This is a genomic window from Yeosuana marina (assembly GCF_011762485.1).
Taxonomy (GTDB): domain Bacteria; phylum Bacteroidota; class Bacteroidia; order Flavobacteriales; family Flavobacteriaceae; genus Yeosuana; species Yeosuana marina.
Map to the genome: position 1 here is coordinate 1 of NZ_JAAKGI010000027.1, position 18,982 is coordinate 18,982.

Sequence of the window (18,982 nt, forward strand, 5' to 3'; positions counted from 1 at the left end):
TGGATTTTTAATCTTAAATCGTTTTTTTAGTTCATTTTCAGAAATGCTCATAGTTTTAGCCATTTCTAAAAACATATCGCATAAATGATGGTAGAATTTCTTTCTGATTCTTTTTATGTCGTCTTCAGTTTTGTCAGGAAAAACCAATCTTAAGTTGTCATTAACTACTCGTTTTCTATAGCCAAAAACATAGTATATCAGTACATAAATGCAGTCTGAAAACACATACAATAATCTAAAAGGTAAAATAGATATAAGCCACAAAAGCGGATAAACTAGAATGTAAACAAGAAATTGCATTAATTAATTTTAAATTTGCACAACAAATATATGTTATAAATTATTTAAACGTTTACTCCTTATGGGCAAATTAGATGTAGTAACTATAATTATTATCGCGGCCAATGTTATTATTTCATACAAAGGCTTTAGTGATTTTGGTTTTTTTGAAAAATACAAGTTCAATGTTGGAGCTGTAAGACGAGGAGAGCAATTCCGGTTATTTAGTACAGGTTTTTTGCATGCAGATAATGCACATTTATTTTTCAACATGTTTTCCTTATACTTTTTTGCCGATGTGGTCATTGGGTTTTTGGGAGTTTTTAGTTTTGTTATAATTTATGTAGGAAGTTTGATATTGGGTAGTTTGCTGTCTTTATATTTTCACAAAGATGAATATCATTATAGTGCTGTAGGTGCCAGTGGTGCCGTTATGGGTATTATTTATTCAGCTATTCTATTACAGCCAGGTATGAGCTTATACATGTTTTTTATACCAATTCCAATTCCTGCTTATATCTTCGGAATTGGGTATCTATTATATTCTATTTATGGTATGAAAAATAGAATAGGCAATATTGGTCATGATGCTCATTTTGGTGGTGCTATAGGTGGTTATGCAATCACTTTACTATTAGCTCCATGGCTATTTGAAGAAGACTTGTTAATGATAGCCTTATTGGCGGTTCCTATTGTTTTACTTTTTGCTTTAAAGAAAGCTGGGAAAATGTGAAAAATAAAAAAGCCAATTTGAATTACAAATTGGCTTTTTTATTAATAGGTTTCTTTAAAACTATTCATAGAAAAATTCAATGGTTTCAACATCTTCATCTTCATTACCATATTGAGATGTGTATATGCAAGTTTTTGGATAATCATTTTCGTTATAAGTATACTCATATTTATCATTATAATTGTCACTAGTATTAGTGTCACTTTCTACATAACTAACAATATTATTGGTATTTCCATATATGTAAGCTCCAAATTCATTTTCACTCAAGATGTTAAGTACTTCAATAGCGTGAACGTTTTTGAACATACCATTTTTGTCATCATACCCATATGATATTTTATAGTCTTTATCATCGGCTATTTCTGCAATATTTTTTCCGTTTAGAGTAATTGTTTCTGTCCAGTCTAATTCAAAATCAGAATTAGAATAACTCACATAAACTTCATTGGTTAAAGTACCGTCATTGTTATAAGTGAAAACACTTTTATATTTACGATCACCTAATTCAGAAGGCTCAAGAAAAATTTCAGTATATGTAGCAATTTTATTTTCAGAATTATATTCTAATACAACAGAAGCATTATGTCCGTCTGCATCAAAATAATCATCTTTAATTAAATTGTCATTATCGTCATAGGTATAAACATTTTTCCATTCTTCACTACCATCAGTTCCAACAACACTTATTAATTTGTTGCCATTATAGTTATAAGTTTCTGAATATTCGTCAACTGTTCCTCTGTTGTAAATTGCTTTTTTCAATAAAGTATTGTCAGGAGTGTTTTCGTCAGGATTATCAGTAGATTCGGTGTTGCAAGAACTAATTGCAACACATAACATTAAAAGTAGGAGTTGTTTTAATTTCATTTATATTATTTTTAAGATTAAGTTACAAATATAGAATTATATGCTGTAAGATTTACCACATAATTTAATTTTTTATTACTCCGTGTTTGAGTATGGCATGCCTATTGAAATTATATTGGTATTGAATATTTAATATTGGTTTTAATTTATTGGTATTCAATTATTTATTAATTTTAATAATCTTTAAAAAACAAATAGTCATTTGCTTTAATGACATATTGACTTAAATAAGTATATGAAGAAATCCGATTTTATAAGTCTTGACAGTTTGTCATTCCAGGAGTTTGATGAGAATTCAGAATTAATTCCTTTAATGACACCTGAAGATGAAGAAGAAATAAACAACGAAAATTTACCTGAAACACTACCTATATTGCCATTAAGGAATACCGTATTGTTTCCTAGTGTTGTCATACCTATTACAGCGGGACGTGATAAATCAATAAAATTGATTAATGATGCCAATAAGGGTAGTAAGGTTATTGGTGTTGTTTCTCAAAAAGATGAATCTGTAGAGGATCCAACGGCAAAAGATATCCATGAAACAGGAACAGTTGCTAGAATATTACGGGTATTGAAAATGCCAGATGGTAATGTAACGGTCATTATCCAAGGAAAAAAACGCTTTAAAGTAGCCGAGGTTATTACAGAAGAGCCTTATATGAATGCAACCATAAGGGAAATTCCAGAAGCGAGACCTGCTCAAAATAATAAAGAGTTTGCAGCTATAATAGATTCTATTAAAGAATTAGCATTACAAATTATTAAGGATAGTCCTAATATACCAAGTGAGGCCTCTTTTGCTATTAAGAATATTGAGAGTAATTCATTTTTAGTGAATTTTGTATCCTCAAATATGAATTTGTCGGTTACAGAAAAGCAAAGTCTTTTGGAAGTTAATGATTTGAAAAAGAGAGCACTTGCTACCTTAAAATATATGAATCTTGAATTTCAAAAGCTAGAGCTTAAAAATGATATTCAGTCTAAGGTTCAAATGGACATGAGTCAACAGCAACGTGAATATTTCTTGCATCAACAAATGAAAACCATTCAAGAAGAATTGGGTGGCGTGAGTCATGATGAAGAGATTGATGAGATGAAACAGCGTGCTAAAGACAAAAAATGGGATACCAAAGTAGCTGAACATTTTGAAAAGGAATTAGCCAAAATGCAGCGCATGAACCCCCAAGTGGCAGAATATTCTATTCAAAGAAATTATTTAGACCTGTTTTTGGATTTGCCATGGAATGAGTTTAGTAAAGATAAGTTTGATTTAAAAAGAGCGCGAAAAATACTTGATAGAGACCATTTTGGGTTAGAAGATGTAAAACGTAGAATTATAGAGCATTTAGCGGTTTTAAAACTGCGTAATGATATGAAATCGCCCATATTATGTTTGTATGGACCTCCAGGAGTTGGTAAAACGTCCCTTGGAAAGTCTATTGCAGAAGCTCTTGGCAGAGAGTATGTGCGTATGTCATTAGGCGGATTACGTGATGAGGCTGAAATACGCGGACATAGAAAAACTTATATAGGTGCTATGCCAGGACGAATTGTTCAAAGTTTAAAAAAAGCAGGCACCTCCAATCCAGTTTTTGTTTTGGATGAAATCGATAAACTATCAAACTCTCATCAAGGAGATCCGTCTTCAGCAATGCTTGAAGTATTGGATCCAGAACAAAATAACGAGTTTTATGACAACTTTTTAGAAATGGGTTATGATTTATCTAAAGTCATGTTCATTGCTACCTGTAACAGTTTATCAACCATTCAACCAGCGTTATTAGATAGAATGGAAATTATTAATGTGACAGGATATACCATTGAAGAAAAGGTTGAAATTGCCAAACGTCATTTATTACCTAAACAATTAAAGGAACATGGGCTTGCGGAAAAAGATTTAAAAATAGGTAAACCTCAATTAGAAAAAATTGTTGAGGGGTATACACGAGAGTCTGGTGTGCGTAGCCTTGAAAAGCAATTAGCAAAAATGGTGCGCTATGCGGCTAAGAATATCGCCATGGAAGAAGATTATAATATCAAAATATCTAATGCCGATATTATTGAAGTTTTAGGTGGTCCTAAACTAGAGCGTGATAAATATGAAAACAATAATGTAGCCGGTGTAGTTACTGGATTAGCTTGGACACGAGTAGGGGGTGACATTCTTTTTATAGAATCTATTTTATCTAAAGGTAAAGGCGCTTTAAATATTACAGGAAATCTTGGTAAGGTGATGAAAGAATCGGCTACCATAGCCATGGAATACATTAAATCGAATGCTGCGGAATTTGGTATTAACCCAGAGGTTTTTGATAAGTATAACGTCCATATCCATGTGCCCGAAGGCGCAACGCCTAAAGATGGACCAAGTGCTGGTGTAACAATGTTAACCTCATTAGTGTCATTATTTACACAACGAAAAGTAAAGAAAAGTTTGGCTATGACTGGTGAAATCACCTTAAGAGGTAAAGTGCTTCCAGTAGGCGGTATTAAAGAAAAGATTTTAGCGGCTAAACGAGCACGAATTAAAGAAATTTTATTGTGTGAAGATAATAGACGTGATATTGAAGAAATTAAACCTGATTATCTTAAAGGATTAACGTTTCATTATGTGACGGATATGAGTGATGTTATTAAAATAGCACTCACAAATCAAAAAGTTCAACACGCAAAGAAATTATAATATATAGACCTCGATTAAATTCGAGGTTTTTTTTGATTTAAAATAATTCGTAGGCACTTTCGTTCTAAGATAGATTTAGTTACTTTGCGGTCTATATGTTAAAAAAAATTGTCCCTTTTTTTTGGTTGCTAGTAGGTGTTGTTTCCAGCGCACAAGTTGGGGGTGAATCAACCTATCAATTTTTAAATTTGGTTTCATCGCCAAGACAAGCAGCTCTTGGAGGAAAGGTTTTGACTAATGTAGATTATGATGTGGCTCAGGGACTCTACAATCCAGCAACTATTAATGCTAATATGGATAATCAATTGGCATTAAATTATACCAGTTACTTGGGAGGTATTAGTTATGGAACGGCTTCATATGCGTATACTATGGACAGGCGTACGCAAACATTTCATGCAGGAATTACTTATATAAATTACGGTTCTTTTGATGGATATGATGAAAATGGAAATGCAACAGGATCTTTTACAGGTAATGAAGCAGCATTATCATTAGGCTATGCGTTGCAAATAGGATATAGTGATTTTTATTTTGGTGCTAATCTTAAATTTATCACCTCTAAATTAGAACAATACAATTCGTTAGGTGTCGCTACAGATTTGGGTTTACTTTATATTAATGAAGACTTAGATTTTAATGCCGCTTTAGTAATCCGGAATTTTGGAACACAACTTACAACCTACGCAGGACAAAATGAACCCTTACCGTTTGAAATAGATTTTGGAATGTCTCAACGCCTAGAAAATGTTCCGATAAGATGGCATATTACTTTTGAAAACTTGCAGGAATGGCCTATTGCGGTTTCAAATCCTGCGCGTGTTACCACCGATTTATCTGGTAATCAAACCCCAGAGAAAGTGGGGTTTTTAGGAAAAGCTATTAGGCATACTATTTTGGGCGCCGAATTATTTCCTGAAGGCGGATTTAATATCCGTTTAGGCTATAATTTTAGAAGAGCAGAAGAATTACGTATTGTTGATCAACGTAATTTTTCAGGATTATCAGCAGGATTTTCAATAAAATTAAATAAAATGCGATTTAGTTACACGCATGCTAAATATACAAGTGCAGCCAATTCAAACTTTTTCGGATTACAAATAGATTTACAATAGGGTATGAGTCAAAAAAAAATTATAATAGCTATAGATGGATTTTCTTCAACTGGAAAAAGTACGGTTGCTAAACAACTTGCTAAACAACTTGGTTACATATATGTAGATTCTGGCGCCATGTACAGAGCCATTACTTATTTTGCGATGACGAATGGTTTTATTGATGAAAATGGCTTTGATGTTGACGGACTTATTTCAAAATTAGAAGATATTCATGTAAGTTTTAAATTTAATAAAGACTTGGGGTTTGCTGAAGTGTATTTAAACGGTATAAACGTAGAAAAGGAAATCAGAACCCTAGAAGTTTCGAACTTTGTGAGTAAGGTATCGGCTATTCCAGAGGTTAGAAAACAATTGGTTAAACAACAACACCAATTGGGTTTACAAAAAGGTATTGTTATGGATGGTCGAGACATAGGTACGGTCGTTTTTCCTGATGCAGAATTGAAACTATTTATGACCGCATCAGCTGAAACAAGAGCATTACGACGTTATGATGAACTTAAAGCAAAAGGAGATGATGTAAGTTTTGAAGATGTCTTAAACAATGTTCAAGAGCGTGATCATTTAGATTCAACAAGAAAAGATTCGCCATTGTATAAAGCAGAAGATGCTATTGAAATTGATAACTCGAATTTGTCTTTAGACGAACAGTTTGATAAGATTCTTAAGTTGGTTACTATGACTTTGGAAGATTGAGATAACACTATGTCATGGAGAACGCAGTGAAGCAATCTGTTTATTTTTAGTTCTATTTCATAAGATTACTTCATCATTCGCACCTCATTCCTGGTAATGAAGTCTAGTTTCGTCATTGCGAGAGAAACGAAGCAATCTTTTTTGTCGCGAGTGTCATTGAGAATATTGTGAAGCAATCTGTTTAATATTAACTTCTTTTCAAGAGATTACTTCGTCGTTATCTCCTCGTAATGACATAAAAAAACGAACCTTTAAATGAATAAAGATTCGTTCTAAACTATTAAATATTTCTAGTTTTTATAAGTTAGGAATAATCAATTCTTGATCTGGATAAATAATATCAGGATTTTTTAAGATATCTGAATTTGCTTTAAAGATTGCTTGATATTTAGAAGCATTTCCGTAATAATGTTTAGCAATTTTGCCTAAAGTTTCTCCGCTTTTCACGGTGTGTCTATGGTAAACACTCGTATCGGCTACAGTTATGTTAGCTAAAATATCGGTAGGTTTTTCACCACCAATTTCCTTTATTTTATCCCAAATTAGGTTTTTTTCATATTGTGTTTTAGCTTCTCCTTTAACTTTTAAGATGCCGTTTTCTTCGGTAACATTACCGTCTTTAATGTTTAATGCTTCTCCTAAATCAAGCACGTCTTGATATTTTGCTTTCGCTGTCATAATTGTTTATTTTTAGTATTACAATATATTAATTTTTCTGCTTAATGTAATAGTATTAATGTGTTTAAATTTCATTCGTAGTATTAGACACAAAACAACATAAAAAGTCACTATAATTTTATTTTATTGAAATTAGGCTATTTTATTGAAAATGTGTATTTTTGCACTCCTTTTAGCGAGTCGTCGGAAAGATAAAAGGAATGAAACGATAAATAAAAATAACACTTCTGTGTGTTAATCGCTTAAAATCTTCCGAAACATACAGAATACAAAACGTAATGTAATTGCGTTTCCGCGAAGGCGGAAAACTATACATTAAATTATTATTTAAATGGCTGAAAAAGCAAAACAAGCTGAGGTTGAAGCAGTTGAAGTTCCAACTGAAGAAACTCCAAAAGCAGAAGCTCCAGTAGTATCTGAAGCTCAAGCAAATCCTGAAAAATTCTTAAAAGACTTTAACTGGCACAATTACCAAGAAGGTATTGATGAGGTTGATGACAAACAATTGCAAGAATTTGAAAAATTAGTAGCAGAAAATTTCGTTGATACGCTTAACGATGAAGTTGTTGAAGGTACGGTAGTTCACATTTCTGATAGAGATGCGATTATTGATATCAATGCAAAATCTGAAGGTGTTATCTCTTTAAACGAATTCCGTTACAACCCAAATTTAAAAGTAGGAGACAAAGTAGAAGTATTAATTGATGTGCGTGAAGATGCAACAGGACAATTAGTATTATCTCACAGAAAAGCTCGTGTAATTAAAGCATGGGACCGCGTTAACAAAGCTCACGAAACCGGAGAAATCGTTAATGGTTTTGTAAAATGCAGAACTAAAGGTGGTATGATTGTAGATGTTTTTGGCATTGAAGCATTCTTACCAGGTTCTCAAATTGATGTCAAACCAATTAGAGATTACGATCAGTATGTAAATAAAACTATGGAATTCAAAGTTGTTAAAATCAACCACGAATTTAAAAACGTAGTTGTTTCTCATAAAGCACTTATTGAAGCTGATATTGAAGAACAGAAAAAAGAAATCATTGGTCAATTAGAAAAAGGTCAAGTACTAGAAGGTGTTGTTAAAAACATTACATCTTACGGTGTGTTTATCGATCTTGGTGGAGTTGACGGATTAATTCATATTACAGATTTATCTTGGTCTAGAATCAATCATCCAAACGAGATTGTTGAGCTAGATGAAAAACTTAATGTAGTTATTCTTGATTTTGATGAAGATAAATCTAGAATCCAATTAGGTCTTAAACAATTAAGTAAACATCCTTGGGAAGCTTTAGCCGATACTGTAAAAGTAGGAGATAAAGTAAAAGGTAAAGTAGTTGTTATTGCAGATTACGGTGCGTTTATCGAAGTGGCTGATGGTGTTGAAGGTTTAATTCACGTATCAGAAATGTCATGGTCTACACACTTACGTTCGGCACAAGATTTCGTATCTGTTGGCGATGAAGTTGAAGCAATCATTTTAACGTTAGATAGAGAAGAGCGTAAAATGTCTCTTGGTATTAAACAAATTACACCAGACCCATGGACAGATATTACAGGAAAATATCCTGTAGGTTCTAAACATGTAGGTATTGTACGTAACTTTACAAACTTTGGTGTGTTTGTTGAATTAGAAGAAGGTATTGATGGGTTAATTTATATCTCAGATTTATCTTGGACTAAGAAAATCAAGCATCCAAGTGAGTTCTGTTCTGTTGGAGATAAATTAGATGTTGTAGTATTAGAGTTAGATGTTGAAGGACGTAAATTAAGTTTAGGTCATAAACAAACTACAGAAAATCCTTGGGATAAATACGAAACAGAATTTGATTTAGACACAGTTCATACGGCTGAAATTTCTGAAATCGTTGACAAAGGTGCTACTGTTGAATTTAACGAAGATATCGTAGCATTTGTACCAACACGTCATTTAGAAAAAGAAGACGGTAAAAAACTTAAAAAAGGAGATTCAGCTGAATTTAAAATCATTGAGTTTAATAAAGAGTTTAAACGCGTCGTAGCATCTCATACAGCTATTTTTAGAGCTGAAGAAGCTGCTAACGTTAAAGCTGCCGTTAAAAAGGCTGCTGCAACTGCTGCTGAAGCAAAACCAACTTTAGGTGATGCTAATGATCAGTTACAAGCACTTAAAGATAAAATGGACGGAAAAACGACTAAATCAAAAAAATAGTTTTTTTTCAAACCTGAAAAAATCAGGTATTCATTTATAAATTAGAGCCTTCAAGAAATTGAAGGCTTCTTTTTTATTAAACATTTTATAAAATCTAAAATTTTTAAAATTTTGCATTACCTTTGTTTACCAAATACGTTTGGATAGTATATGAGTCAAAAAGTTTTACTTAACGCAAAAGAGGTAAACATCATTCTTCATCGATTGGCTTGTCAACTCATTGAAAAACATAATGATTTTTCTAATACCGTATTAATAGGTTTACAACCTCGTGGTATATTTTTAGCCAACAGAATTGCTAAAATACTTCGGGAAGATTATAATGTTAAAAACATTCAATTAGGATTTTTAGATATCACTTTTTTTAGAGATGATTTTCGTAGAGGAGACAAACCTTTAGAAGCCAATACAACCAACATTAATTTTATAGTAGAAGATAAAACTGTTGTATTTATTGACGATGTACTCTATACAGGCAGAAGTATTCGTGCAGCATTAACCGCCATACAATCTTTTGGGAGACCAAATGAAATAGAGCTATTAACATTTATAGATAGACGTTTTAGCAGACATTTACCTATACAACCAGATTATAGAGGCAGGCAAGTAGATGTGATAAACCATGAAAAAGTAAAAGTCAATTGGGAGGAGAATGAAGGAGAGGACATTGTTTACTTAATTAATAAATAATTACCCATGAGCGAATTAAGTGTCAATCACTTATTAGGAATCAAATATCTTAACAAACAAGATATTCAACTTATTTTTGAAACCGCCGATCATTTTAAAGAAGTTATTAATAGACCCATTAAAAAAGTACCTTCGCTTAGAGATATTACGATTGCCAATTTATTTTTTGAAAATTCTACCAGAACAAAATTATCATTTGAATTGGCTGAAAAACGATTATCAGCCGATGTTATTAATTTCTCATCAGGACAATCGTCCGTAAAAAAAGGGGAGACGCTTATAGATACTGTCAATAATATTTTATCAATGAAAGTTGATATGGTAGTTATGAGACATCCAAACCCTGGCGCAGGTGTGTTTTTATCAAAACATGTAAAAGCAAGTATTGTCAATGCAGGCGATGGAGCTCATGAACATCCAACACAGGCTCTTTTAGACTCGTATTCCATTAGAGAAAAACTTGGAGATGTCAAAGGTAAAAAAATTGTAATCGTAGGAGATATTCTTCACAGTCGTGTGGCATTATCTAATATTTTTGCGTTACAACTTCAAGGAGCTCAAGTTATGGTTTGTGGCCCAAAAACTTTAATTCCAAAATATATTGATAAATTAGGCGTAATGGTTGAACCCAATTTAAGAAAGGCCTTAAACTGGTGCGATGTAGCCAATATGTTACGGGTTCAAAATGAACGCATGGATATTAGTTATTTTCCTTCAACCAGAGAATATACACAACAATATGGTGTAAATAAAGAATTATTAGATTCTTTAAACAAGGAAATTATTATTATGCATCCAGGTCCTATTAATCGAGGTGTAGAAATTACAAGTGATGTAGCTGATTCTAAACAGTCTATTATTTTAGAGCAGGTACAAAATGGAGTAGCCATAAGAATGGCAGTTATTTATTTATTAGCATCAAAAATAAAACAGTAAATTATGATTTTAGATCAAGATGGAAATATTTCTATTATAACACAGGAAAAAGCAACTATAATAGAATTAGTTAAAAAAATACAAGACGTTTATTCAAAATTAAAACACGATAATATTATTGTAAATCTAACTAGTTTAAATAAACTAACTTTACAAGATATTATTGAATTTTTGGAGATATCAAACAGTCATAGAGCTTCAAAACAATCTTTTGTAATTGTCTCAAATAGTATTGATATTAATGATACCCCAGATGAAATAATTGTTGTTCCTACCCTGCAAGAAGCTTACGATATTATTGAAATGGAAGAGATGGAAAGGGACTTAGGTATTTAATATGAAGCTAACAATTTTAGGATGCTATAGTGCAACACCAAGAGCATTAACCAATACAACTTCACAGGTTCTTGAAATTAAAAATCATATGTTTTTGATTGATTGTGGAGAGGGTACCCAAGTACATTTACGAAGACATAAAATTAAGTTTAATAGAATTAAGCATGTTTTTATCTCTCATTTGCATGGAGATCATTTTTTTGGATTAGTAGGTTTAATATCAACGTTTAGATTGCTGACTCGTGAAACGGATTTGCATGTCTACGGACCGAAAGGCATCAAAGAGGTTGTTACGCTACAAATGAAGTTAGCCGACTCTTGGACCAATTACAACCTTTATTTTCATGAATTAGAATCAACAACATCAGAATTAATCTTTGAAGATGATGATGTTGAAGTTTATACAATTCCTTTAAAACACCGTATTTATACCAATGGATTTCTTTTTAAAGAAAAAGAAGGAGAACGAAAACTTGATGTGGACGCTGCCGAAGACCATAATATTAACGTGGCTTATTATAGAAAATTAAAGCAAGGTTTTGATGTTGAAAATGAAGAGGGTGATTTGATTAAAAATAAAGAAGTTACATCACCTCCTATAAAATCAAAAAGCTATGCGTTTTGCAGTGATACGGCCTATAACGAATCAATTATTCCAATTATCAAAGATGTCGATGTTTTGTATCATGAATCTACGTTTTTAGAGAAACACGAAGCTCTTGCAGATCCTACCAAACATAGTACAGCAAAACAGGCAGCTACTATAGCAAATAAAGCCAATGTTGGCACCTTAATTTTAGGCCATTATTCCACAAGGTATGGGGGTTTAGATGATTTTAAAACGGAGGCTGAAACTATTTTTAAATCGGTTGAATTGTCAGAGGATGGTAAAATTTTCGATTTTAACTAAACTCATTTATTGTTTTCATCCAATAAATAGCTTCATCTAGATTAATACATCGCTTTAAACTTTTTTTGGAAAACAACTTTTCAAGGGTTGCGTTTTTGTACATTAAATCATTATAGTACACTATAGCTCCTGCTACAATCACTCCATATTTTTGATCCACTTTTTGCCATGAATACGGATCCATGGAATACGAATGTACTCTATTTGAAATGTAGCCTAATTGACTATTATCGCCATAATAATCTATAATTTTAGGCATTACTATTTTAATTTTTTCCCAATCAAAATGAACGCCTTCATTTATTTCAGAGATGAAAAAATGGTCACATAAATAAAAATTCCCAAATGTAAACTCTAATTTTTTATGTTCAAGTTGTTTAAAATAATTACTGTTTTCGAAATACATTGCTATTAATTAATGCTTAAATTTATATGATTTTATTTAACTCTAAAACATTTAATTTATAATTAATTTCGAGAATTTTATAATGAATACAGACTTAGGCGATTACAGAAAATCATATGAAAAAGAAGAATTACTAGAAAGTAATATTAGCGACAACCCAATGGAGTTATTTCAAAAATGGTTTTATGAAGTAGATACAAAATTTAATCAAGACGAAACAAATGCCATGACTATTTCAACATTTGGATTAGACGGTTATCCAAAGAGTAGGGTAGTGCTTCTTAAAAGATATACGTATGAAGGCTTTATATTTTACACCAATTATCATAGTGAAAAAGGAAAAGCCATAGAAAAAAATCCAAATGTTTGTCTGTCATTTTTTTGGAACAGTGCAGAGCGACAAATTATTATTAAAGGGAAGGCTGAAAAAATAGCAGAGAATTTAAGTGATGGATATTTTGAATCTCGTCCTAGAGGCAGTCAATTAGGGGCGTTAGTCTCAAATCAAAGTGAGGTCATAGAGAACAGACAGGTTCTTGAAGATAAATTGTTAAGTTTAGAAAAAGAATTAGAAGGCAAAGACGTTGAAAGGCCAGCATTTTGGGGAGGTTACATTGTAAAACCTATTGAAATGGAGTTTTGGCAAGGTAGACCAAACCGATTGCACGACCGAATACGGTTTAAACTTCAACCTGATTATAATTGGAAAATAGATCGATTATCTCCGTAAAAAATCGATAAAAATCATTTTTATTTTATTTAGCTTGTATTTTATCGACGAAAAACAAATAATAACGTTAATATGTGTGTTTTTAGTCGATTTTAACATTTTTTTAACATTTGCTTCATTTCATGTAGGTTAACTTTATAGTACCAAATTACCTACTTATGAAATCATTAATCAAACTACCAGTATTGGTACTGTTGGCTGTATTGACATTTTCTTGTTCTACTGACAATTTAGATGATAACGTTGCAGCATTAAACAAAACCGCTGTTGTTCCCGAAACTAAAACAATAGAAACTCAAATTCTTGAACTTATTAATAATCATAGATTGAGTATGGGTTTAAATCCATTAGAGCACATGGATATTATAAAGTCCCAAGCTTATTCTCATACCGAGTATATGGTCGAGATAAACGAAGTTAATCATGACAATTTTTTTCAACGTAGCAATTACTTAAAAGCAAATGCTGGCGCTAAATATGTATCTGAAAATGTAGCTTATGGATATACGAAGGCAGAATCAGTTGTAAATGCGTGGTTAAAAAGTGAATCCCATAAAGAAAATATAGAAGGAGATTTTACTAATTTTGATGTGTCAGCAGAGCAAAATTCAGACGGTGATTGGTTTTATACAAACATATTTATAAGAAAATAGATGCTATAGTTTTTCAGAATACTAATTTTAAATAAAAACCCCACTCAATAACCTTATTGGGTGGGGTTTTTATCTTAAGTTTTTAAATATCTATTTTAGATAGATCTCTGGTTTTATTTTAAACTACCTACCATATCTTCAGGTTTCACCCAAGCATTATAATCTTCAGCTGTGACATATCCCAGATTGATAGCTTCTTCTTTTAGTGTTGTCCCATTTTTATGAGCGGTATTAGCTATTTCAGCAGCTTTATAATAACCAATTTTAGTATTAAGCGCTGTTACAAGCATCAATGAATTATTTAAAAGTTTAGTAATGACCTCATAATTTGGTTCAATACCAGAAGCACAATGTTCTTCAAAACTCATACAAGCATCTCCTAATAATTCTGCAGACTGTAATAAGTTGGCAGCCATAACAGGCTTAAATACATTCAATTCATAATGGCCTTGCATACCTCCAACAGAAATTGCTATATCGTTACCTATAACTTGTGCGCAAACCATTGTTAATGCTTCACACTGAGTAGGGTTGACTTTCCCTGGCATTATAGAACTTCCCGGTTCATTTGCAGGAATACTAATTTCTCCAATTCCACTTCGTGGACCGGAAGCCATCATACGTATGTCGTTTGCAATCTTATTTAAAGAAACTGCTAATTGCTTTAACGCACCATGCGTTTCCACCAAGGCATCATGAGCAGCCAAGGCTTCAAACTTGTTAGGCGCCGATGTAAAAGGTAATTCTGTAAATTTAGCTATATATTCTGCTACACGTTTGCTATAGCCTTTAGGCGTGTTTAATCCTGTTCCAACCGCAGTTCCTCCAAGTGCCAGTTCGCTTAAATGAGGTAAGGTGTTTTCTAAGGCATTTAAACCATGATCTAGTTGCGCAACATATCCTGAAAGTTCTTGACCTAATGTTAAAGGAGTGGCATCCATTAAATGAGTTCTTCCTATTTTAACTACATTTTTAAAGGCTTCAGATTTCTTTTTTAAGGTATCTCGTAGTTTTTTTACCCCTGGAATGGTTTTTTCTACTACTTTTTTGTAAGCAGCAATATGCATTCCTGTTGGAAAGGTATCATTTGAAGATTGAGATTTGTTAACATCGTCATTAGGTTGAATAACTTTGTCACCTTCACCAATAGTTTTGCCTGCTAATTGTTGAGCTCTGTTGGCAATCACTTCATTCACATTCATATTACTTTGTGTGCCAGAACCCGTTTGCCAAATAACTAAAGGGAATTGATCATCAAGTTTTCCCTCTAAAATTTCATCACAAACTTGTGCAATTAAATCACGTTTTTCAATAGGTAGCACACCTAATTCACAATTAGTAAAAGCGGCTGCTTTTTTTAGATAAGCAAAGCCGTAAATAATTTCTAATGGCATAGATGCTTTCGGACCAATTTTAAAGTTATTTCTAGAGCGTTCTGTTTGTGCTCCCCAAAGTTTATCAGCGGGCACCTTAACCTCGCCCATCGTATCTTTTTCTATTCTGAATTCCATTTTAATAAGTAATTAATTTAAAACAAATTTACGTTTTTTAGCACTTAATTTTAAGCGAAATATGTTTTATTTCAACTATTTATTTAAGGTTTAAATAACATTTTAAAATTTAATTTTTGTTTAAAAATGAGTAAATTCGGTGATAATAACACAAAAAAATTATACTATGGCAACAATTAGATTAGGAGATGAAGCTCCAAACTTTACAGCAAATTCTACAGAAGGGACTATTAATTTTCATGAGTGGCTAGGTGATAGTTGGGGAATTTTATTTTCGCATCCAGCTGATTACACGCCTGTTTGTACCACAGAGTTGGGTACAGTAGCTAAATACAAAGCTGAATTTGATAAGCGAAATGTAAAAGTAGTGGCACTTAGTGTTGATGGTTTAGACTCTCACAATGATTGGATAAAAGATATCAATGAAACACAGCATACTACGGTAAATTTTCCAATAATTGCAGATGAAGATAAAAAAGTATCTGAACTTTATGATATGATTCATCCTAACGCTAGCGAGAAGTTTACCGTGCGTTCAGTATTTGTTATTGGGGATGACAAAAAAATTAAATTAATAATTACATATCCAGCTTCAACAGGTAGAAATTTTGACGAATTACTGCGTGTTATTGATTCTTTGCAGTTAACCGCGTATCATAAAGTGGCCACACCTGCAAATTGGAAAAATGGTGAAGACGTTGTTATTTCTCCAGCCGTAACTAATGAACAGATACCGGCACTTTTTCCAAAAGGTCATAAAGAAATAAAACCTTATTTAAGAATGACTCCACAACCAAATGTGAAATAGGAAGAACAAAAAAACAATTCAACTAAGTTTTAGAAATAAAAAAGGGTGTTACTATAACACCCTTTTTTTTTGATTAAGAAGATATTATTTATTTAAACTCACTATCTTCTATATTGCTGTTTATTTTTGCTTCTTTAAGATTTAATTCCATGTCTTGACCAAATGAATCAGTTGTTTGTTTAAAAGGAAGCATAATTCCGTTTACATTTTGATAATTTGAATAGGTGGATTTTGTAGTATTTCCGTCAATAGAAACTTCTTTTTTTACTCTCAAACCAGAGTCGACATTAAAGTAATCTTTAATGAATTTTCCATCTGGAGTTGTAATTTGTACAACATTCAATTGGTTGCCATTCTCATTTTCTATGCCTAAAAGTTTAAGTGTATAATCGCTAGTTTTATATAATAATTCAGGGAAAATAGATGTACTTTTTTTAATTGATTCTTTCTGTTCATCACTCAGTTCTTGTTTTTGTCCTCGAGCTATTACAGAAACGTTATCACCATTAACTACATATTTTAAAACTGATTGATTCATTGCAGGTACTTCAATGGACATCATGTATTTTTCAGGACTTTTTTTCTTTGTAATTATATTAACTTCTGTTCCATTTATAGTAGCTGACATTACTTCTGAAATATCTTTTACGCTTTCTAAATTTTTACGCCCTCCAATGGCTTGAATATAGTGATCGATTACTGTTTTGGCCGTAACTCCTTCTGGAGCGTCCATTAGAGGAACCATTATATTGTTTAGAAGGTTGACATCAGGAACTTCGTGATTTGGATCTATTTCCACTGAAACAATATTTGAGGTAGAAGGATAATTATAAACATATTCTGGTCCAGTCATCCAAATCTCTACAGGAAGTTTAACGATTTCTGTTTTGCCGTTTTCTTGAATAATCTTCAAAGAAGTAGGCATAACCATTCTATCTTTATTGATTAAGCTAATTAGAGCTCCTTTTGCAGGATCATTATCTACATATTTAATATCTTCTACACCCTGGTCTAATTTCCAATTGTTCATAAACCAGCCTTTCCAGAACCAACCTAAATCTTCGCCTGCGGCCGAGTTCATGGTATTAAAGAAATCCCATGGAGTAGGATGCTTAAAAGCCCATCGTTTTATGTAGGTTCTGAAGGCATAATCAAAACGATCTTTACCTAAAACAGTATTTCTTAAAACCTTAAGTGCTGTGCTAGGCTTGTAATAGGCTTCAATGCCTAGGTTTTGCTGATTATGAATAACATCAGGCACTGTAAATACCGGATTTAAATAGTCGTTAAATAATCTTCCTGTTGCGCTTTGCACATCACTTTCGTTATAATATTCACCGTTATTGAATTCCTTTGTGTCAACATCGTTTATAAAGGTGTTGAAACCTTCATCCATCCAGGCATACTTACGTTCGTTAGAGCCAACAATCATAGGAAACCAATTGTGACCAAATTCATGGTTAACTACGCCCCATAGCTCTGCATTTTTACTTTTATAATCACAAAATACAATACCAGGATATTCCATTCCGCCTTCATGACCAGCTACATTTGTAGCAACGGGATAGGTGTAGGGAAACCATTCTTTAGAATATAATTCGATAGAATTTTTAACATATTCGGTAGATCTTGCGTAACCATCTTGACCAGAATTTTCTACGGGATATACAGATTGTGCTAATGCTGTTTTGCCTTTAGGAAGGTTGATACGAGCGGCATCCCAAATAAAAGCTTTTGAAGCTGCCCAGGCAACATCACGACTTTGATTCATTGTAAAATGCCAAGTAAGCATTCCATTAGCATCACCTTTCACATGTTTATCTGCCTTAACATCTTCAAGAGATCTTATAGTAACTGTTTGATCACTTTTTCTAGCTTTTTCAAGTTGGTCACGTTCGTAATCTGTTAAAACATCTTTAGGATTTTGTAATTCACCAGACCCAACTACTACCATATTAGCGGGAGCCGTTATTTCGTAGTCAAAATTCCCATATTCTAAATAAAATTCGCCAGTTCCTAAATAAGGTAATGTATTCCAGCCATCTACTTCATCTAACACTTCCATTCTTGGGTACCATTGGGCCAGCGTATAAATCCAACCATTTTCTGTTTTTACGCGCCCCATTCTGTCTTTACCATGTTCAGGTATTTTAAATGAATACTCAATACTGATATCCATTTGTTGTCCTTTAGCTTCAAGTGCTTCCGGAAGTCGAATCTGCATGCGGGTATCTGAAACTATATAGTCGGCTATTTGAGTACTTTTTCCCATTTTAATGGCAACCTTTTGAAGTTCGTATCCATCGGTAAAAGTATGTACACCGTTTCTATCATTAGCAGGGTAGAGTTGAGAGCCTCGAGAATCTTTTCTAAAAGTATTTTGATCTAATTGCAACCATAAAAAATGTAGCTTATAAGGACTATTATTTATATAGGAAATAGTTACTTTTCCCTTAACTATATGGTTAATAGTATCTAAAGTAGCTTTAATGTTGTAATTGGCCTGATTTTGCCAATAATCTTCTCCTGGATTACCCGTTGCACTATGGTACGCACTAGTTTCTCCCGTCATAAACAACGGGCTAAAAGCTTCATATTTATTAAAGGTAGATTCAGATGTGTTTGTTTGTTCTTGTGCTTGTAATTTGTTGATAAGTCCACTAAAGAGTAGAATAAAAGCTAAATATTTAATACGGAATTTCATAGATAAAAATTTAATTTTTTTTGAGAAGTTAAAAGTATGAAAAC

The 18,982-nt window shown here is 32.5% G+C and carries 18 protein-coding genes; 12 read left to right on the forward strand and 6 right to left on the reverse strand.

What is annotated here, in order from left to right:
- On the reverse strand, positions 1 to 300 hold a 300-nt coding region (locus G5V56_RS14315), incomplete at its 3' end, for a lysophospholipid acyltransferase family protein (RefSeq protein ID WP_394366208.1).
- A gap of 61 nt (positions 301 to 361) precedes the next feature.
- On the opposite strand from G5V56_RS14315, the gene G5V56_RS14320 reads away from it, so the two are divergent.
- Complete coding sequence (locus G5V56_RS14320; RefSeq protein WP_166966233.1) at positions 362 to 1,012, forward strand: rhomboid family intramembrane serine protease; 651 nt, start codon at positions 362 to 364, stop codon at positions 1,010 to 1,012.
- 60 nt (positions 1,013 to 1,072) lie between these two features.
- On the opposite strand, the gene G5V56_RS14325 is transcribed toward G5V56_RS14320, so the two are convergent.
- Positions 1,073 to 1,882, reverse strand: a complete 810-nt coding sequence (locus G5V56_RS14325; protein ID WP_166966235.1) for a hypothetical protein — start codon at positions 1,880 to 1,882, stop codon at positions 1,073 to 1,075.
- Between the two features lie 235 nt (positions 1,883 to 2,117).
- Between G5V56_RS14325 and lon the strand changes: the two genes are divergently transcribed.
- The 3 genes from lon (at position 2,118) to cmk (ending at position 6,382) form a co-directional block, all read left to right on the forward strand.
- On the forward strand, positions 2,118 to 4,568 hold the full coding sequence (gene lon, locus G5V56_RS14330) for an endopeptidase La (protein WP_166966237.1): 2,451 nt from the start codon (positions 2,118 to 2,120) through the stop codon (positions 4,566 to 4,568).
- 95 nt (positions 4,569 to 4,663) lie between these two features.
- Positions 4,664 to 5,683: a type IX secretion system protein PorQ gene (gene porQ / locus G5V56_RS14335; protein WP_166966239.1), complete on the forward strand. Its 1,020-nt coding sequence runs from the start codon at positions 4,664 to 4,666 to the stop codon at positions 5,681 to 5,683.
- Positions 5,684 to 5,686: 3 nt separating this feature from the next.
- Entirely contained in the window at positions 5,687 to 6,382 is a 696-nt protein-coding gene (cmk, locus tag G5V56_RS14340; protein ID WP_166966241.1) for a (d)CMP kinase, read from the forward strand.
- A gap of 297 nt (positions 6,383 to 6,679) precedes the next feature.
- Here the strand turns inward: cmk and G5V56_RS14345 are convergent, their stop codons facing one another.
- Positions 6,680 to 7,060 carry a LysM peptidoglycan-binding domain-containing protein gene (locus G5V56_RS14345; protein ID WP_166966243.1) on the reverse strand — a complete coding sequence of 127 codons (381 nt, stop codon included), beginning with the start codon at positions 7,058 to 7,060 and terminating at the stop codon, positions 6,680 to 6,682.
- Between the two features lie 331 nt (positions 7,061 to 7,391).
- Here G5V56_RS14345 and rpsA point away from each other — a divergent pair, with 331 nt between their 5' ends.
- From rpsA to G5V56_RS14370, 5 genes are all read left to right on the forward strand, one after another.
- Positions 7,392 to 9,254, forward strand: coding sequence for a 30S ribosomal protein S1 (gene rpsA / locus G5V56_RS14350; RefSeq protein ID WP_166966245.1), 1,863 nt, complete (start codon positions 7,392 to 7,394; stop codon positions 9,252 to 9,254).
- A 150-nt stretch (positions 9,255 to 9,404) separates the two neighbouring features.
- Positions 9,405 to 9,944 (forward strand): bifunctional pyr operon transcriptional regulator/uracil phosphoribosyltransferase PyrR, encoded by a 540-nt coding sequence (pyrR, locus tag G5V56_RS14355; protein ID WP_166966247.1) that lies wholly within the window; start codon positions 9,405 to 9,407, stop codon positions 9,942 to 9,944.
- A 6-nt stretch (positions 9,945 to 9,950) separates the two neighbouring features.
- Positions 9,951 to 10,880, forward strand: a complete 930-nt coding sequence (locus G5V56_RS14360; RefSeq protein WP_166966249.1) for an aspartate carbamoyltransferase catalytic subunit — start codon at positions 9,951 to 9,953, stop codon at positions 10,878 to 10,880.
- 3 nt (positions 10,881 to 10,883) lie between these two features.
- Positions 10,884 to 11,216 (forward strand): ribonuclease Z, encoded by a 333-nt coding sequence (locus tag G5V56_RS14365; RefSeq protein ID WP_166966250.1) that lies wholly within the window; start codon positions 10,884 to 10,886, stop codon positions 11,214 to 11,216.
- A gap of 1 nt (position 11,217) precedes the next feature.
- Positions 11,218 to 12,126: a ribonuclease Z gene (locus G5V56_RS14370; protein WP_166966252.1), complete on the forward strand. Its 909-nt coding sequence runs from the start codon at positions 11,218 to 11,220 to the stop codon at positions 12,124 to 12,126.
- On the opposite strand, the gene G5V56_RS14375 is transcribed toward G5V56_RS14370, so the two are convergent.
- Positions 12,119 to 12,532, reverse strand: a complete 414-nt coding sequence (locus G5V56_RS14375; RefSeq protein ID WP_166966254.1) for a hypothetical protein — start codon at positions 12,530 to 12,532, stop codon at positions 12,119 to 12,121. The two genes, G5V56_RS14370 and G5V56_RS14375, sit on opposite strands and share 8 nt — an antisense overlap.
- A gap of 82 nt (positions 12,533 to 12,614) precedes the next feature.
- On the opposite strand from G5V56_RS14375, the gene pdxH reads away from it, so the two are divergent.
- Positions 12,615 to 13,262: a pyridoxamine 5'-phosphate oxidase gene (gene pdxH / locus G5V56_RS14380; protein ID WP_166966256.1), complete on the forward strand. Its 648-nt coding sequence runs from the start codon at positions 12,615 to 12,617 to the stop codon at positions 13,260 to 13,262.
- Positions 13,263 to 13,420: 158 nt separating this feature from the next.
- Complete coding sequence (locus G5V56_RS14385) at positions 13,421 to 13,915, forward strand: CAP domain-containing protein (RefSeq protein WP_166966258.1); 495 nt, start codon at positions 13,421 to 13,423, stop codon at positions 13,913 to 13,915.
- Between the two features lie 113 nt (positions 13,916 to 14,028).
- Here G5V56_RS14385 and fumC read toward each other — a convergent pair whose 3' ends face one another.
- On the reverse strand, positions 14,029 to 15,426 hold the full coding sequence (gene fumC / locus G5V56_RS14390) for a class II fumarate hydratase (RefSeq protein ID WP_166966260.1): 1,398 nt from the start codon (positions 15,424 to 15,426) through the stop codon (positions 14,029 to 14,031).
- A 166-nt stretch (positions 15,427 to 15,592) separates the two neighbouring features.
- Between fumC and G5V56_RS14395 the strand changes: the two genes are divergently transcribed.
- Complete coding sequence (locus G5V56_RS14395) at positions 15,593 to 16,234, forward strand: peroxiredoxin (RefSeq protein ID WP_166966262.1); 642 nt, start codon at positions 15,593 to 15,595, stop codon at positions 16,232 to 16,234.
- Positions 16,235 to 16,322: 88 nt separating this feature from the next.
- On the opposite strand, the gene G5V56_RS14400 is transcribed toward G5V56_RS14395, so the two are convergent.
- Positions 16,323 to 18,938, reverse strand: a complete 2,616-nt coding sequence (locus tag G5V56_RS14400) for a M1 family metallopeptidase (RefSeq protein ID WP_166966264.1) — start codon at positions 18,936 to 18,938, stop codon at positions 16,323 to 16,325.
- Positions 18,939 to 18,982 lie beyond the last annotated feature (44 nt).

Bases quoted from the DNA above. Each gene is read 5' to 3' on its own strand.
- G5V56_RS14375 (WP_166966254.1), bottom strand. From the start codon at position 12,532: ATGTATTTCGAAAACAGTAATTATTTTAAACAACTTGAACATAAAAAA.
- pdxH (WP_166966256.1), top strand. From the start codon at position 12,615: ATGAATACAGACTTAGGCGATTACAGAAAATCATATGAAAAAGAAGAA.
- G5V56_RS14395 (WP_166966262.1), top strand. From the start codon at position 15,593: ATGGCAACAATTAGATTAGGAGATGAAGCTCCAAACTTTACAGCAAAT.
- G5V56_RS14360 (WP_166966249.1), top strand. From the start codon at position 9,951: ATGAGCGAATTAAGTGTCAATCACTTATTAGGAATCAAATATCTTAAC.
- G5V56_RS14385 (WP_166966258.1), top strand. From the start codon at position 13,421: ATGAAATCATTAATCAAACTACCAGTATTGGTACTGTTGGCTGTATTG.
- rpsA (WP_166966245.1), top strand. From the start codon at position 7,392: ATGGCTGAAAAAGCAAAACAAGCTGAGGTTGAAGCAGTTGAAGTTCCA.
- G5V56_RS14370 (WP_166966252.1), top strand. From the start codon at position 11,218: ATGAAGCTAACAATTTTAGGATGCTATAGTGCAACACCAAGAGCATTA.
- fumC (WP_166966260.1), bottom strand. From the start codon at position 15,426: ATGGAATTCAGAATAGAAAAAGATACGATGGGCGAGGTTAAGGTGCCC.
- G5V56_RS14320 (WP_166966233.1), top strand. From the start codon at position 362: ATGGGCAAATTAGATGTAGTAACTATAATTATTATCGCGGCCAATGTT.
- G5V56_RS14400 (WP_166966264.1), bottom strand. From the start codon at position 18,938: ATGAAATTCCGTATTAAATATTTAGCTTTTATTCTACTCTTTAGTGGA.
- G5V56_RS14325 (WP_166966235.1), bottom strand. From the start codon at position 1,882: ATGAAATTAAAACAACTCCTACTTTTAATGTTATGTGTTGCAATTAGT.
- G5V56_RS14345 (WP_166966243.1), bottom strand. From the start codon at position 7,060: ATGACAGCGAAAGCAAAATATCAAGACGTGCTTGATTTAGGAGAAGCA.
- G5V56_RS14365 (WP_166966250.1), top strand. From the start codon at position 10,884: ATGATTTTAGATCAAGATGGAAATATTTCTATTATAACACAGGAAAAA.
- lon (WP_166966237.1), top strand. From the start codon at position 2,118: ATGAAGAAATCCGATTTTATAAGTCTTGACAGTTTGTCATTCCAGGAG.
- pyrR (WP_166966247.1), top strand. From the start codon at position 9,405: ATGAGTCAAAAAGTTTTACTTAACGCAAAAGAGGTAAACATCATTCTT.
- porQ (WP_166966239.1), top strand. From the start codon at position 4,664: ATGTTAAAAAAAATTGTCCCTTTTTTTTGGTTGCTAGTAGGTGTTGTT.
- cmk (WP_166966241.1), top strand. From the start codon at position 5,687: ATGAGTCAAAAAAAAATTATAATAGCTATAGATGGATTTTCTTCAACT.